Annotated in this window: 17 protein-coding genes; 15 read left to right on the top strand and 2 right to left on the bottom strand. The window is 59.5% G+C overall.

The features are described from left to right. Positions 1 to 32 precede the first annotated feature (32 nt). The 10 genes from IE061_RS05930 to rloA3 all read left to right on the top strand — a co-directional run bounded on the left by IE061_RS05930 (position 33) and on the right by rloA3 (position 7264). Positions 33 to 380 (top strand): Na+/H+ antiporter subunit C, encoded by a 348-nt coding sequence (locus IE061_RS05930; protein WP_039182023.1) that lies wholly within the window; start codon positions 33 to 35, stop codon positions 378 to 380. After that, complete coding sequence (locus IE061_RS05925) at positions 377 to 1978, top strand: Na+/H+ antiporter subunit D (RefSeq protein ID WP_193461234.1); 1602 nt, start codon at positions 377 to 379, stop codon at positions 1976 to 1978. Before IE061_RS05930 ends, IE061_RS05925 begins: the two co-directional genes overlap by 4 nt. Next, a complete protein-coding gene (locus tag IE061_RS05920; RefSeq protein WP_039182030.1) occupies positions 1975 to 2448 on the top strand; it encodes a Na+/H+ antiporter subunit E in 474 nt (157 codons plus the stop codon). The genes IE061_RS05925 and IE061_RS05920 overlap by 4 nt, the downstream gene beginning before the upstream one ends. Next, positions 2448 to 2717, top strand: a complete 270-nt coding sequence (locus IE061_RS05915) for a monovalent cation/H+ antiporter complex subunit F (RefSeq protein WP_039182034.1) — start codon at positions 2448 to 2450, stop codon at positions 2715 to 2717. Before IE061_RS05920 ends, IE061_RS05915 begins: the two co-directional genes overlap by 1 nt. After that, positions 2710 to 3114 carry a monovalent cation/H(+) antiporter subunit G gene (gene mnhG, locus IE061_RS05910; RefSeq protein WP_016916569.1) on the top strand — a complete coding sequence of 135 codons (405 nt, stop codon included), beginning with the start codon at positions 2710 to 2712 and terminating at the stop codon, positions 3112 to 3114. Before IE061_RS05915 ends, mnhG begins: the two co-directional genes overlap by 8 nt. A 197-nt stretch (positions 3115 to 3311) precedes the next feature. After that, complete coding sequence (locus IE061_RS05905) at positions 3312 to 3398, top strand: DUF2256 domain-containing protein (protein WP_081192809.1); 87 nt, start codon at positions 3312 to 3314, stop codon at positions 3396 to 3398. Between the two features lie 73 nt (positions 3399 to 3471). Beyond that, positions 3472 to 4893, top strand: coding sequence for a DASH family cryptochrome (locus IE061_RS05900; protein ID WP_016916570.1), 1422 nt, complete (start codon positions 3472 to 3474; stop codon positions 4891 to 4893). Positions 4894 to 4909: 16 nt separating this feature from the next. Further along, a complete protein-coding gene (locus IE061_RS05895; protein ID WP_081192222.1) occupies positions 4910 to 5368 on the top strand; it encodes a DUF3429 domain-containing protein in 459 nt (152 codons plus the stop codon). Positions 5369 to 5411: 43 nt separating this feature from the next. After that, on the top strand, positions 5412 to 6668 hold the full coding sequence (locus tag IE061_RS05890; protein WP_016916572.1) for a lytic murein transglycosylase: 1257 nt from the start codon (positions 5412 to 5414) through the stop codon (positions 6666 to 6668). 65 nt (positions 6669 to 6733) lie between these two features. Then, positions 6734 to 7264: a retropepsin-like aspartic peptidase RloA3 gene (gene rloA3 / locus IE061_RS05885; RefSeq protein WP_193461283.1), complete on the top strand. Its 531-nt coding sequence runs from the start codon at positions 6734 to 6736 to the stop codon at positions 7262 to 7264. A 13-nt stretch (positions 7265 to 7277) separates the two neighbouring features. On the opposite strand, the gene IE061_RS05880 is transcribed toward rloA3, so the two are convergent. Continuing rightward, positions 7278 to 7988 carry a 16S rRNA (uracil(1498)-N(3))-methyltransferase gene (locus tag IE061_RS05880; RefSeq protein ID WP_193461233.1) on the bottom strand — a complete coding sequence of 237 codons (711 nt, stop codon included), beginning with the start codon at positions 7986 to 7988 and terminating at the stop codon, positions 7278 to 7280. Between the two features lie 135 nt (positions 7989 to 8123). On the opposite strand from IE061_RS05880, the gene phaR reads away from it, so the two are divergent. From phaR to IE061_RS05855, 5 genes are all read left to right on the top strand, one after another. Beyond that, positions 8124 to 8588 (top strand): polyhydroxyalkanoate synthesis repressor PhaR, encoded by a 465-nt coding sequence (gene phaR / locus IE061_RS05875; protein ID WP_016916575.1) that lies wholly within the window; start codon positions 8124 to 8126, stop codon positions 8586 to 8588. Positions 8589 to 8692: 104 nt separating this feature from the next. Then, positions 8693 to 9985, top strand: coding sequence for a phosphoribosylamine--glycine ligase (gene purD / locus IE061_RS05870; protein WP_193461232.1), 1293 nt, complete (start codon positions 8693 to 8695; stop codon positions 9983 to 9985). A gap of 34 nt (positions 9986 to 10019) precedes the next feature. Further along, complete coding sequence (locus IE061_RS05865; protein ID WP_193461231.1) at positions 10020 to 10460, top strand: acyl-CoA thioesterase; 441 nt, start codon at positions 10020 to 10022, stop codon at positions 10458 to 10460. Next, on the top strand, positions 10460 to 11332 hold the full coding sequence (locus IE061_RS05860; protein ID WP_193461230.1) for a phosphoribulokinase: 873 nt from the start codon (positions 10460 to 10462) through the stop codon (positions 11330 to 11332). Before IE061_RS05865 ends, IE061_RS05860 begins: the two co-directional genes overlap by 1 nt. 52 nt (positions 11333 to 11384) lie before the next feature. Further along, complete coding sequence (locus IE061_RS05855; protein ID WP_039182057.1) at positions 11385 to 11726, top strand: histidine triad nucleotide-binding protein; 342 nt, start codon at positions 11385 to 11387, stop codon at positions 11724 to 11726. 214 nt (positions 11727 to 11940) lie between these two features. On the opposite strand, the gene ettA is transcribed toward IE061_RS05855, so the two are convergent. Further along, complete coding sequence (ettA, locus tag IE061_RS05850; protein WP_016916580.1) at positions 11941 to 13602, bottom strand: energy-dependent translational throttle protein EttA; 1662 nt, start codon at positions 13600 to 13602, stop codon at positions 11941 to 11943. Positions 13603 to 13978 lie beyond the last annotated feature (376 nt).

Genomic DNA, 13978 nt, shown 5'->3' with positions numbered 1-13978 from the left:
CTGCATACCCCGGATAACACAGGAGGCTCCCCATGGAACCGTTAATGGCCCTGGCGATTGGTTTGCTGTACGCCACTGCCGTATTCATGATGCTACGACGTTCGATCGTCAAGCTGGTGATCGGTTTGCTGCTGCTTTCCAACGGCGCCAACTTGTTGATTTTTACCACCGCAGGCATGACCCGTGGCGCACCCCCTCTGATTCCCGAGGGCATGCTGCAGCCATTGGGGCCCGTGGCTGACCCGCTGCCCCAGGCAGTGGTGCTGACCGCCATCGTCATCGCGTTTGGCGTGCTGGCGTTTGCCGTCGTACTGATTCGCCGCGCCTATGAAATCGTCAAGGCGGATGATTTGGACAAGATGAAGGATACCGACACGTGAGGCCTGAAGTCGCACTTCCCGTTTTGTTGCCTCTGCTTTCGGGGGCAATATCGCTGCTGTTCTGGCGGTCGCGGCCCATGCAGCGTTTTGTGGCCGTTGCCGGTAATGTTGCGCTGCTGGCGGTCAGTCTCTGGCTGTTTGTCGCGGTACTGAACGACGGCTATATCACCATGCAGATGGGCAACTGGCCCGCGCCATTCGGCATTACGCTGGTGGCGGACATGCTCAGTGCCGTGATGATCCTGCTGACCGGCATCATCGGTCTGGCCATGGGTATTTACTCATTGGCCACCACCGGGCGTGGCCATGAAAAATTCGGCTACTACCCGCTGATGCACCTGCTGCTGGCCGGTGTGGCCGGAGCCTTCCTGACCGGCGACATGTTCAACCTCTACGTGTGGTTCGAGGTGATGCTGGTGGCATCGTTTGCGCTGCTGATTCTGGGTGGCGAGCGTGCCCAGATGGAAGGAGCCATCAAGTATGTGACGCTGAATCTGTTGGCATCGGTGATCTTTCTGACCGCCGTCGGTCTGCTGTATGGCACGGTCGGTTCGCTGAACATGGCCGATATCGCCCTGCGCATGGACGAAGCCGAACACAGTGGCATGGTGGAAGTGCTGGCCGTGATGTTCATGGTGGCCTTTGGCATCAAGGCAGCCGCGTTTCCGCTGTTTTTCTGGCTGCCCGCGTCCTATCACACGCCGCCCGTGGCGGTATCGGCGCTGTTTGCCGGGCTGCTGACGAAGGTCGGGGTGTACTCGCTGTTCCGCGTCTTCACGCTGATCTTCGATCAGACCATGGGCTATCTCCAGGACATCATGTTGTGGGGGGCCGTCTTGACCATGGTGACCGGCGTGCTGGGGGCGGCGGCGCAGTATGAATTCCGCCGTATTCTCTCGTTTCACATCGTCAGCCAGATTGGCTACATGATTCTTGGTCTGGCGCTCTATACCCCGCTGGCCATCGCCGGTGGCGTGTTTGCGATCATGCACAACATCATCGTGAAAACGAACCTGTTCCTGATCAGTGGTATCACGCACCGCTTGCAGGGTACCTATCAGCTCAAGAAGATGGGCGGGCTTTATCGCGAGCGCCCCTGGCTTGCCGTCGCGTTCTTCATTTCGGCTTTCTCGTTGGCAGGCATACCGCCGCTGTCCGGTTTCTTCGCCAAGTTCGTACTGGTGCGAGCAGGCCTGGAAGCGGGCGCCTATGTAGCCACCGGGATTGCTTTGGCCGTGGGCTTGATGACCCTCTACTCCATGGTCAAGATCTGGAACGAAGTGTTCTGGAAAGCCTTGCCGGAAGAGAACAAGGTGCCTGCAACCCAAACGCCCACAGGCGATGATGGCCGTATGCTCAAACCGAGCCTGTGGATGATGTATCTGCCGGTGATCGTATTGGCCATGATGTCGCTGCTGGTGGGTGTTTTCGCCGAGCCCATCATGCAGGTCATGAATCAGATTGGCGATCAATTGATGAACCCGGCAGGCTACATTGAAGCCGTGCTCGGCGAGTCAGCGAATGTCATCGATGCACTGCTGGAAGCGGCAGATGCGGGCGTGGATCAGGCGAGTGACGTTCAGGAGGAAGCTCCATGACCGGTGCAATTTGGAACTTGTTACTCGGCCTGGCCTGGGTACTGTTGAGCGGTGATTTCTCGGGCTTGAACCTGCTGGTAGGCATGGTGTTTGGTTATATTGCGCTGGTATTGATCGAGCCTCAGGTCGAGGCGCTGAAGGGATACCCTTTACGAGTGCCGCGCATCATCGGCTTCATCGGTTTCTTCATGAAGGAACTGGTGCAGGCCAATCTACGTGTCGCGTTCGACATCCTGACGCCACCCTGGCACATGCAGCCAGGCGTCATTGCACTGCCGCTGGCGGCACGCACGGAAATGGAGATCACCATGGTGGCCAACCTGATTTCGCTGACGCCGGGTACCTTGAGTCTGGACGTCTCCGATGATCGCCGAGTGCTCTATATCCATGCCATGTTCCTGGACGATGAAGATGAGCTGAGACGCAGCCTCAAAGAGATGGAGCACCGAGCCCTGGAGTTATTTCGCTGATGGATACCGTGATTTTGATTAGCCAGGTCTTGATGGGCTGCGCCCTGATATTGACCTTTGTGCGCGTGGTGCGAGGCCCCAGCTTGCCGGACCGAGTGGTGGCGCTGGAGCTGTTTTCCACCACGGTAGTGGGGCTGGTGGGGGTGTACGCCATTCAGTCAGGTGTATCGAGCTTTCTGGATGCCGCCATCGTCATCGCGCTGATGGGCTTCTTGGCCGCCATAGGATTCGCTCGCTTTCTGGAACGTGGGGGACCGCGTGATGATTGATTTTGTCAAAGGAACGCTGGTGTTGACCGGCGCCAGCTTCATGCTGCTGGCTTCCATCGGTTTGCTGCGCCTGCCTGACTTGTTGACCCGTATGCATGCCACCACCAAGGCTGCTGCACTGGGGGTGATCCTGATCATGCTGGCGGCAGCCATGCACTTTGCCGAAGTGGGGGTCGTGGCGCGGGCATTCGCGATCATCGTATTCATCTTGATCACCGCACCTATTGCCGCCCATGTGATTGGCAGGGCGGGTTACTTCGTCGGCTCTCGACTGTGGAGCGGTACGGTGAAGGATGAACTCAGGCCCAATTATGATCCGCTCACCCATGAATTGAAGAGCGGATTGGAGACCCATGAAAATGCCAAGCGTCAACCTCGGCCTACAGATCCCGACTGACCATTAATCAACGAGTTAACCAAAAGCCACCTTCGGGTGGCTTTTTTTATGCGGAGTTAATAAGGCGCTGCTGTTTAACCAAAGTGCGCAGTGCCACTAAATGCCTGTTAATTTATATACAATATATGTACTGTATAAGATATAGTGTCCATGTATGAAAGCGTGGCGCGGTGCTTTACGCGCAGCGAGATGGACAGATGAGACGAAAACAAGACCTACCGGAAAAAGACTGCGTTCAATGCCAGCGCCCATTTACTTGGCGGAAAAAATGGGCGCGCTGTTGAGAGGAAGTGCGTTTTTGCAGCGAACGCTGCCGACGCGAAGCCAGACAGCACAGCACGCCGAGGAGGCACGAGCATGAACAGCACGACTGATATTGTCTGGCTACAGGATAACCTCCGTGTAGCGGACAACCCTCTACTACATTTCACATCCGCCCCTGATCAACTGGTTTGCCTTTACGTACTGGACCGGGCGTGGTTACGTTCCAATATGGCAGGCGAGGAGACTTGCCGCCTTGGCCCGGCGCGCCTGCGCTTCTTATGGCAAAGCCTGATGGAACTGCGTGGCGAGCTGCTGCAATTAGGCAGCGATCTGCTGGTACGTATTGGTCACCCTGCCGAAGAGGTAGTGGCCATGGCCACGCGCCTCAAAGCCCGGCAAGTGCTGGTCGCCGAACACTCGGGCTGCGAAGAACGGGCGCACATTGGTCAGGTGGCCGAGACGCTGCCTGAGCACTGCTCGCTGGTGCGTTCCGATAGCGGCTACCTGATTGACGCCTCGGCGCTGCCGTTTGCGTTGGAGGAGCTGCCTGCCAGCTTTTCGGCGTTTCGTCGTCAGGTGGAGAAACATTGTGAGATCCCCGCGCCGCTCAGTATGCCGGTGACGCTGCCCGGGTGGCCAGACGACGCCCCCCGTGGCTTCCCGCCGCTCAGGGATGTATGTCAGCAGAGTGCGGCCTGGCAGCCAGACAAGCGTCAGGGGCTTGTATTCGTCGGCGGTGAATCCGCAGCTCGAGACCGGCTGCAGCACTATCTGTGGCGGCAGAACGGCGCTGAGTCCTACAAGAAAACCCGCAATGGTTTGTTGGGAGCCAACTTTTCGACGCGGTTTTCGCCTTGGCTGGCCAAGGGCTGTCTCTCGGCTCGCCAGGTACACCGTGAGGTCAAGGCCTGGGAAGCCATCAATGGTAGCTGCGAGTCCAGCTACTGGATCGTGTTCGAACTATTGTGGCGTGACTACTTTCACCGTGCAGCGCAGCTGGAAGGCCCTGCGCTATTCGGCCGCGAGCAGCTCCCCGTGCCTAACGAGGCGTTCAACCGTTGGCGCGATGGCAAGACAGGGGTCCCGTTCATCGATGCGGCGATGATCGAGCTCAAAGGGACCGGATGGATATCCAATCGCGCACGCCAGAACGTGGCCAGTTTCCTGGTCAAGGATCTCGGCGTGGACTGGCGTTTGGGCGCTGGCTGGTTCGAGCACTGTCTGATCGATTACGATGTGGCCAGTAACTGGGGTAATTGGCGCTATATCGCCGGAGTAGGGCGAGATCCCCGGCAGGATCGCTACTTCAACGTGTTGAAGCAGGCAGGACATTATGACCCAAAAGGCCTCTATGTCGCATACTGGCTGCCCGCCCTCGAGTCCTTGCCCTTTGGCCTCGAACGGCACCAGCCTTGGCGCGCGGCGCCTTCCAGGTTCGATCCTCCCTGCGTCATGCCAAGTGAGTGGCACCGCTGGCTGATTGCTGCCGAAGAGTTCGAGGAGACGGATGAGTAAGCAAGCAGGAAGCGTTGTGAGTGAACGCCGATTGGCCTGGGGGCTGGGCCTTGCTGGGCTGATCCCGTTCATTGCGGCGAGTGGCGCAGCATGGTGGGCGCCTACCGCCTGGCAGGTCACGGCGATTTACGGGTTTACTTACTACAGTGCGGTGATTCTGTCATTTCTGGGTGGCGTTCATTGGGGCAGTGCGCTGCAGGTCTCGCGGCTGGGTAACGGTAGGCGCTTGGTACTGGCCATGGTGCCTAGCCTGATTGCCTGGCCTGCGCTGATGTTCGATGTGGTGACGGGGCTATGGGTGCTGTTGGCAGGCTTTGTGCTCATTGGTCTTTACGATGTCAGCCGCGATGGCCGTGAAGGATTTCCTCGCTGGTACACAGGGTTACGCTGTGTGCTGACCGGTATCGTGGGGGCTGCCCACCTGGTGGTGCTGTGGCGGCTCATGGTTGGAGGCTGGCATCAGACCCGTTTCTGAGCCATTATCACAGCCACGCCAAGGACAGCCATGAGACGATGACATGTTATTGAAATCCCAGGTATCACCCGCTTTCGCGCCCACCTTCAAGCCAGCCTTGATACTGGCAACGATGCTGGCTTTGGGGGGGCAATCTGCCCAAGCCAGCCCGCAACTGATGACCGAAGTCGATGCGCGAGCCGCCGAGCAAGTGCAGTATGCCAGCTTCAACCAGTGGCTGAGTGATTTCCGCCGTTACGCCGCCAATCAAGGGATCAGTGAAGCCACTCTGGCCAAAGCGCTGGACGGTGTGCGTTATCGCGAGCGCGTGATCGAGCTGGACCGTCATCAGCCTGAGTTCGTCAGGCCCATCTGGCAATACCTCGATAGCGCCGTGTCCAGTACGCGCATTGCCAATGGTCGTGAAAAGTATGCTCAGCATCGCGATACTGCTCAACAGATGCAGCAGCGCTATGGGGTGCCTGCCGAAATCATCGTTGCCATCTGGGGTGTCGAGAGTAATTACGGCAGCAACTTTGGTGACTTTTCGACGCTGGAGTCCCTCGCCACCCTGGCCTACGATGGCCGTCGCCGTGACTTTGCCCGCGGAGAGCTTCTGGCCGCGCTGCGTATCATCGAACAGGGGGATATCGCCGCCGATGAGATGCGCGGCTCCTGGGCCGGGGCCATGGGGCATACTCAATTCATCCCCAGCAGCTTCGAAGCCTATGCGGTGGACGGCGACAACGATGGACGACGTGACATCTGGGGCAGCATTCCCGACGTTATGGCCTCGACGGCCAACTACCTGGCCCGCGCCGGTTGGCAAGCAGGCCAGCCCTGGGGAGCTGAGGTAGTACTGCCTGATACGTTCGACTACTCGCAAACTGAGCGTCTGAGCTCGGCCCAGTGGGCCGCGCAGGGCGTACGGGCGGTGAGCGGCGATTTGCCCGCCTTCGATAGCGCCGCCGTCATCGTACCAGCGGGTGCCAGTGGCCCAGCCTTTATCGTAGGCCCCAACTTCCGTGCCATTTTGCGCTACAACAATGCGACCAGCTATGCGTTGGCGGTGGCGACACTGGCCGATGCCATTGCCGGACGTCAGGGCATTACTCAATCCTGGCCCACCCATGAGGCACCTTTGACGCGCGACGATGTCAGAACGCTGCAACAGCGGTTGAACAACGCCGGTTATTCGGTGGGCACCGCCGATGGCATCATGGGTCCCAACACTCAGGCAGGTGTGCGTGCTTTTCAGCGTGATCAAGGACTGGTGCCCGACGGTTTTGCCACTCAGTCGCTGCTTGAGCGACTTCCATAATCCAACTACCTCTTTAATCCAACTATCAAGGATGCGTTGCGATGGTGAATAGATTGCGAAAGGCCATGGGCATGACGGCTCTGGCGAGTGTGCTGATGGCGAGTGCCAGCGTACAGGCTGAGGACAAGGTGTTCGGCTGGGTGGAGAACGTGTTCATCGAGCCCTGGGGCATTGGCGTCAAGGCCAAGCTGGACAGCGGTGCGCTGACCTCGTCGTTGGACGCCCGTGACATCGAGATTTTCGAGAAGGATGGCGAAGACTGGGTGCGCTTTCGCTTAAAGCTGGAGGATCAGGCCAGCGGTGAGACCTTTAGCGACGAAATCGAACGTCCGCTGTATCGTGAGCAAGCCGTGCGCGGCGCCGGTGGGCGCGATGAACGCCCCGTGGTGCTGATGGATGTGTGCATGGGCGACACCATCTATGAAGAGCAGTTCAGCCTGCGCGACCGCGAAGAGATGATTTACCCGCTGCTGCTGGGGCGTCGCACGATCAGCCATCTTGGGTTACTGGATGTGCGCAGAACGTTCCTGCAGACACCGGAGTGTGGGGAGAATGCCGAGTACGTTCCCCACGACCCCGAAGATGATCAAACCTGATCAATAGGGTGAGTCAGAACAGCCGTGCCAGCAGCGCCGTCACGGCGGTTTCTACTCTCAGGATGCGCGGGCCCAGGTGCATGCCCTTGCATCCTGCTGCCAGCAGTTGCTCGACTTCCCATTCGATAAAACCACCCTCTGGCCCCACGAAAAGCGCACAGGGCTCATCGATGCCGCGTGGGCAGGCGTCGGGCATGCCGGGGTGAGCAACGAGCCCCCGTCGCTCGTGTAGTACGCCGTTCAGGTGATCTTCCAGAAAAGGGCGAAAGCCCTTGCACAGCGTGACCTGCGGGAGCTGCGTGTCGCGTGCCTGCTCCAACCCGAGCAGGAGATGCTGGTGCACCTTTTCTGGGCGTAGCTCCGGCGATTGCCAGTAGCTTTTCTCCACCCGCTGGGTGTGTAGTAGGGTAATCTGTTTCACGCCTAGCGCAGTGACATGTTCCAGCGTGCGGGCCAGCATGCGCGGGCGCGGCAAGGCCAGCACCAGATGCACCGGTAGCGGGGGCGGTGGAGGCGTTTCCAGCGGGCCCAGGTGGAAGGTGGCAACGCTGTCGCTCAGCTCGATCAGCTCGGCCTTGCCCATGTTGCCTCCCTGAACGCCCACGCTCAGTTGGTCCCCCGGCTGGGCGCGATGTACGTCGCGCAGATGCGTCAGGCGGCGGGTGTCGGTCAGGCGGGCTCGTTGGCCGTTCACCTCACTGGGGTCGAGCAAAATCAGATTCATGATGGTCGTCTATTAGTCGTGGGCAGGCCGCGCATCGCGGCACTAATCCGTTAAGCTGGCTTGCATGGGCATGTGTTGCAGGCACAATAGCAGCCATGGCGACAAAAGCCTTTATCGCGTTTAAGGAGATACGCTGTGCGCGTCATTCGTAAATATGCCAACCGCAGGTTGTACGACACACAACAAAGCCGCTACGTGACGCTGGAAGATTTGCGCCGTCTGATCATCGACGAAGAGCCTTTTCGTGTCGAAGATGCCAAAAGTGGCGAAGACCTCACGCGCACGATTCTACTGTCGATCATTATCGAACAGGAGCAGGCCGATAGTGAAGCGGAAGTGTTCTCCAACGACCTGCTGGCCCAGTTGATTCGCGTGTATGACATGTCGTCACCACTGCCTCTGGCGCGCTATCTGGAACAGGGCACCCAGCTGATGCTGGAGCAGCAGAAGCGCCTTCAGAGCCAGTGGCAGCAGGCCATGCGGCATACGCCCATGGAGTTCATGCGTGAACTGGCCGAGGAGAATATGCGCTTTTGGCAGAACACGCTCAACCAGCCTTCCACCAAGGAAGACGACGACCCAACGGATGGCAAGCCTTAGCTTTAAAACAGCCTTGGGCGGCAGCCAGCGCTTGTCGCCCCGCTAGCGGCTACGTTATGGCATAATGCGCCCATCGACGCTCTCCTGTTTTGAGAAGGATACCCATGAAAGTTTTGATGATCGGTGGCGGTGGCCGTGAACATGCCCTTGCCTGGAAGCTTGCCCAATCCCCCCAGGTTGAGCAGGTGTTCGTGGCACCTGGTAATGCAGGTACGGCCACGGAGCCCAAGCTGAGCAATGTGGCCATTGCCGCAACCGACCTGCCGGCACTGGTGGCGTTTGCTCAGCAAGAGCAGGTCGCCCTGACGGTCGTTGGCCCGGAAGCGCCGCTGGTGGAAGGGGTGGTCGATCAATTTCAGGCAGCGGGCCTGACCATCTTTGGCCCTACCCAGGGGGCTGCCCAGTTGGAAGGCTCCAAGTCCTTCACCAAGGACTTCCTGGCCCGCCACGCCATTCCCACCGCCGACTACCAGACCTTCACGGCGGTCGAGCCAGCGCTTGAGTACCTGGCCCGCATGGGCGCGCCCATCGTCATCAAGGCCGATGGTCTGGCCGCCGGCAAGGGCGTGATCGTGGCCATGAGCGAAGCCGAAGCCGAAGCCGCCATTCGCGATATGCTGGAAGCCAACGCCTTTGGCGATGCTGGCGCGCGGGTCGTCATCGAAGAGTTTCTGGATGGCGAAGAAGCCAGCTTCATTGTCATGGTCGACGGTGAGCATGTCGTCCCCATGGCCACCAGCCAGGATCACAAGCGTGCCTACGATGGTGATACCGGTCCCAATACCGGCGGCATGGGGGCTTACTCACCGGCACCTGTGGTCACGCCCGAGGTGGATGCCCGCATCATGGAGCAGGTGATCCTGCCTACCGTACGAGGCATGGCCGAAGAGGGCAATGCGTACACGGGCTTCTTGTATGCCGGTTTGATGATCGACGCTGCAGGCCAACCCAAAGTGATCGAATACAACTGCCGCTTTGGTGACCCGGAAACCCAGCCCATCATGATGCGTCTGGTGTCGGATCTGGCGGAGCTTTGTCTGGCAGGTGCCAAAGGCGAGCTGGCAGGCAAGCAGTGTGAATGGGACAGCCGTGCGGCGGTGGGCGTGGTCATGGCGGCGGGCGGTTATCCCGGCAGCTATCGCAAAGGCGATGTGATTCACGGTCTGGCCGATGCCGAGCAGGCCCAGTGCAAGGTGTTCCACGCCGGCACTGCCCTGACCGATGAAGGCGAGATCGCCACGGCCGGAGGGCGCGTGCTGTGTGTCACGGCGCTGGGCGACAGCGTGTCGGCTGCTCAGCAGCAGGCCTATCAGGGGGTCAAGGCCATCCAGTGGGAAGGTGCCGAGTTCCGCCGTGACATCGCCTTCCGCGCCATTGCCCGGGAAGTGAATCACTAACGACCCCTTTCGTCACCCAAGCAGGAGAGCCGTCATGGAACGCGTTGCTATCGAATTTCCCGCAGACGCGGTGATCCACCGCCATACCCTCTCGGTGCGGGTGACCGACATGAACTATGGCCGCCACCTGGGGCATGATGCCCTGGTGTCGCTGCTGCATGAAGCCAGGGCACAAGCACTGGGTAGCCTGCACTTGCCCGAGTGGGACATGGGCGGCTATCCCAGCGTCGTGGTGGACCTGGCGATACAGTATCAGCAGGAAGCGCGCTTCCCAGAGGTGCTGGTTATCGAGACGGCGGTGCCTGAACCTCAGGGCAAGGCATTGACTGTCTATCAGCGTGTCTTGAAGGAAGGCAGCGAGAGCGTGGTCGCCATGGCCCGAATCAACAAGCTGCTGCTGGATCTGGGGGCGGGCAAGCCGGTGCCCATTCCTGACGCGGTGAAGCAGACACTCGCCGAGGCAAGGGGGAGCTGATGTCCCGAGAGTACCCCATCATTGCCATCACCGGCTCCTCCGGGGCTGGCACCACGACGGTGCGTCGCAGCTTCGAGCGCATGTTCCTGAGAGAAGACGTTCACGCGGCCATGGTGGATGGCGATGCCTTCCATCGCTATACCCGCGATGACCTCAAGCGCATCTTCCGCGAAGAGCCCGAGCGCAAGGATGAGCTTTCTCACTTTGCCGTCGAGGCCAACTTGCTGGATCGTCTGGAAAGCCTGTTCGTCGAGTACGGTGAACACGGCACTGGCACCTATCGGCACTACATCCATGCAGAGGACAAGCAGAAGATCGAAGCCGGTTACCGAGTGGGCACCTTTACCGAATGGCAGGCACTGCCCTGTGGTACCGACCTGCTGTTTTATGAAGGGCTGCACGGCGGGTTGGTGACTCAGGAGTATGACATAGCTCGGCACGTGGATTTGCTGGTGGGCGTTGCGCCGACCATGAACCTGGAGTGGATTCAGAAGATCGATCGTGACACCAAGCTGCGTGGCTACTCACAGGAAGCGGTCATCGACACCATTCTGGGGCGCATGGACGATTACGTGCGCTATATCCAGCCGCAGTTTTCGCGTACCCATATCAACTTTCAGCGCGTGCCTACCGTCGACACCTCCAACCCCTTCGAAGTGCAGGATATCCCGACCGATGCCGAGTCTTTCGTGGTGATTCGCTTTCGCGACCCCTCGACCGTGGATTTCCCCTGGCTGCTGGCCATGATCAAGGATGCGTTCATGACGCGGCCCCATACGCTGGTGGTGCCCGGTGCACGCATGTCGTTGGCGATGGAGTTGATCCTCGCCCCGTTGGTTCGCCACCTGCTGGCTCAGCGCCGTTTCCGATAGGCGCGCTTAGCTGGCTCTTTTGACAATAACGCGCCACACCAAGGAGGCTGCGATGGAGTGCCTGTTTTGTAAAATCATCAACCGCGAGATTCCTGCGGATATCGTTTTCGAAGACGAGCATGTGCTTGCCTTTAACGATATTAGCCCTCAAGCGCCTACGCATCAGCTCATCATCCCCAAAAAGCACATTGCTACGCTCAATGACATTGCGCCTGACGATCTGCCGGTGATCGGCCGCTTGCAATATACCGCTGCCCAGTTGGCCAAACAGCAGGGGTTTGCCGAGGACGGCTATCGGGTGGTCATGAACTGTAACGAAATGGGCGGGCAGACGGTCTACCACATCCATATGCATCTGATGGGCGGGCGCCAGTTCACTTGGCCAGCAGGCTAAGTCTAACGCGGGAGGCTCGCTTTGGCGGGGAAGAAGCACCTGGTGGGAGCCGCTTTTTTTCGGGCGAGAGGCACTAATGGAAGGCCGCTTTAGCGGGCGAAGGGCGCCGTCAGGCGCCCTGGCAAAGTCAGCCATCGCGAGCTGAAGCCCCTCCCACACCCGCCCTGTCAGGTACTGGTGGGAGGTCGCTTTAGCGGGCGAAAGGCGCCCGCGGTCAAGCGTCGATACGCTTGTACTTCATGCGCTTCGGCGTGTCGTTGCCGACTCGTTTCTTGTGATCTTCTTCGTATTCCGTGTAATTGCCGTCGAAGAACACCACTTCCGAGTCGCCCTCGAAGGCCAGGATGTGCGTGGCGATACGATCCAGGAACCAACGGTCATGGGAGATCACCATGGCGCAGCCGGGGAAGGCCAGCAGGGCTTCTTCCAGGGCGCGCAGTGTCTCGATGTCCAGGTCGTTGGACGGTTCGTCTAGCAGCAATACGTTGGCACCCTGCTTGAGGGTTTGCGCCAGCTGCAGGCGCCCGCGCTCACCGCCCGATAGCTCGTCCAGGCGCTTCTGCTGGTCGTTGCCCTTGAAGTTGAAGCGACCCACGTAGGCACGCGAAGAGACTTCGTAGCCGTTGATGTTGAGAATGTCCTGGCCGTCGGACACCGCTTCCCAGACCGTCTGCTTGTCATCCAGCGCATCGCGCAACTGCTCGACGTAGGCGATATCCACGGTTTCACCGATTACCACGTCGCCCGCATCCGGCTGCTCCTTGCCGGTGACCAGCTTGAACAGCGTCGATTTACCCGCGCCGTTACCGCCGACGATGCCGACAATGGCACCTTGGGGAATGGTGAAGGAGAGGTCCTGGTAGAGCAGCTTGTCATCGAAACGCTTGGTGACGTTGTGGAATTCGATGACCTTGTCACCCAGGCGCGGGCCAGGCGGAATGTAGATTTCGTTGGTTTCGTTGCGCTTCTGGTAGTCGCCGGACTGCATCTCTTCAAAGCGATTGAGACGTGCCTTGCTTTTGGCCTGACGGCCTTTGGCGTTGCTGCGTACCCACTCCAGCTCCTGCTTGATGGCCTTCTGGCGCGAGGCTTCCTGCTTGGCTTCCTGGGTCAGGCGCTGCTCTTTCTGCTCCAGCCACTGCGAGTAGTTGCCCTCGAAGGGGATACCCTGGCCGCGGTCCAGCTCGAGAATCCAGCCCGCCACGTTGTCCAGGAAGTAACGGTCGTGAGTGATGGCCACGACGGTGCCGTTGTAGTCGTGCAGGAAGCGCTCCAGCCAGGCCACCGATTCCGCATCCAGGTGGTTGGTAGGCTCGTCCAGCAGCAGCATGTCCGGGCTGGACAGCAGCAGGCGACAGAGGGCAACACGGCGGCGCTCACCCCCGGAAAGGTTACCTACCTTGGCGTCCCAGGGCGGCAGACGCAGCGCTTCGGCGGCCACTTCCAGCTTACGCTCGATGTTATGGGCGTCGGCGGCTTCGATGATGTTTTCGAGCCGCGCCTGTTCGCTGGCGAGGGCATCGAAGTCTGCATCCGGTTCTGCGTAAGCGGCGTACACGGCATCCAGTTTCTGCTGAGCTTCCTTGAGGGCACCCAGCGCTTCCTCGACGGTATCTCGGACGTTTTTCTCGTCGTCCAACTGCGGCTCTTGGGGCAAGTAGCCCACGTTGATGCCGGGCATCGGACGAGCTTCACCTTCAAACTCTTTATCGACACCGGCCATGATGCGCAGCAGCGTGGATTTACCAGCGCCGTTCAAGCCCAGTACGCCAATCTTGGCCCCCGGGAAAAACGACAGCGAGATATCCTTGAGAATTTGCTTCTTGGGCGGCACGACTTTGCCAACCCGATTCATGGTGAATACGTATTGCGCCATGGAAATCCGTTAGGTTGTGGTAAAAGCGGGGCCAGCGGTGCTGGCTTGGTGTACAGATGATAGTGCCCAGCGCGGCTAAAGGCCAGCCGCACGGTACTGAGTCAGGTGAGCAGGATGAAACGAAAAAACGTACGGAAATGAAAAGTTCTACGCAGACTGGTTTGCATCTATTGGCCCCCACAGGCTGGCCTGGAGGCACTCACTGCTGTGGGAGGGGGTTGTTGTGGGAGGGAGCTTTAGCTCGCGACGATTCAGGCACCAGTGCCTGCCCAGACAGTCGCCCAATGAAATTGGCCTCCCACAAGCTGGCCTGGAGGCACTCACTGCTGTGGGAGGGAGCGTTCTGTTCGAACGACAGAGCATCTGCCCGTAAGGC

The organism is Vreelandella hamiltonii (assembly GCF_014651795.1).
In the GTDB taxonomy this organism is placed as follows: Bacteria; Pseudomonadota; Gammaproteobacteria; order Pseudomonadales; family Halomonadaceae; genus Vreelandella; species Vreelandella hamiltonii.
The sequence above is the reverse complement of the archived record's forward strand: the minus strand, read 5'-3'. Positions and strand labels throughout refer to the sequence as shown.

Excerpts from the sequence above, each read along its gene's own strand:
- IE061_RS05880 (WP_193461233.1), bottom strand. The coding sequence starts at position 7,988 with ATGAATCTGATTTTGCTCGACCCCAGTGAGGTGAACGGCCAACGAGCC.
- mnhG (WP_016916569.1), top strand. The coding sequence starts at position 2,710 with ATGATTGATTTTGTCAAAGGAACGCTGGTGTTGACCGGCGCCAGCTTC.
- IE061_RS05890 (WP_016916572.1), top strand. The coding sequence starts at position 5,412 with ATGTTATTGAAATCCCAGGTATCACCCGCTTTCGCGCCCACCTTCAAG.
- ettA (WP_016916580.1), bottom strand. The coding sequence starts at position 13,602 with ATGGCGCAATACGTATTCACCATGAATCGGGTTGGCAAAGTCGTGCCG.
- IE061_RS05900 (WP_016916570.1), top strand. The coding sequence starts at position 3,472 with ATGAACAGCACGACTGATATTGTCTGGCTACAGGATAACCTCCGTGTA.
- IE061_RS05905 (WP_081192809.1), top strand. The coding sequence starts at position 3,312 with ATGAGACGAAAACAAGACCTACCGGAAAAAGACTGCGTTCAATGCCAG.
- purD (WP_193461232.1), top strand. The coding sequence starts at position 8,693 with ATGAAAGTTTTGATGATCGGTGGCGGTGGCCGTGAACATGCCCTTGCC.
- IE061_RS05930 (WP_039182023.1), top strand. The coding sequence starts at position 33 with ATGGAACCGTTAATGGCCCTGGCGATTGGTTTGCTGTACGCCACTGCC.
- IE061_RS05915 (WP_039182034.1), top strand. The coding sequence starts at position 2,448 with ATGGATACCGTGATTTTGATTAGCCAGGTCTTGATGGGCTGCGCCCTG.
- IE061_RS05920 (WP_039182030.1), top strand. The coding sequence starts at position 1,975 with ATGACCGGTGCAATTTGGAACTTGTTACTCGGCCTGGCCTGGGTACTG.
- IE061_RS05860 (WP_193461230.1), top strand. The coding sequence starts at position 10,460 with ATGTCCCGAGAGTACCCCATCATTGCCATCACCGGCTCCTCCGGGGCT.
- IE061_RS05855 (WP_039182057.1), top strand. The coding sequence starts at position 11,385 with ATGGAGTGCCTGTTTTGTAAAATCATCAACCGCGAGATTCCTGCGGAT.
- IE061_RS05865 (WP_193461231.1), top strand. The coding sequence starts at position 10,020 with ATGGAACGCGTTGCTATCGAATTTCCCGCAGACGCGGTGATCCACCGC.
- rloA3 (WP_193461283.1), top strand. The coding sequence starts at position 6,734 with ATGGGCATGACGGCTCTGGCGAGTGTGCTGATGGCGAGTGCCAGCGTA.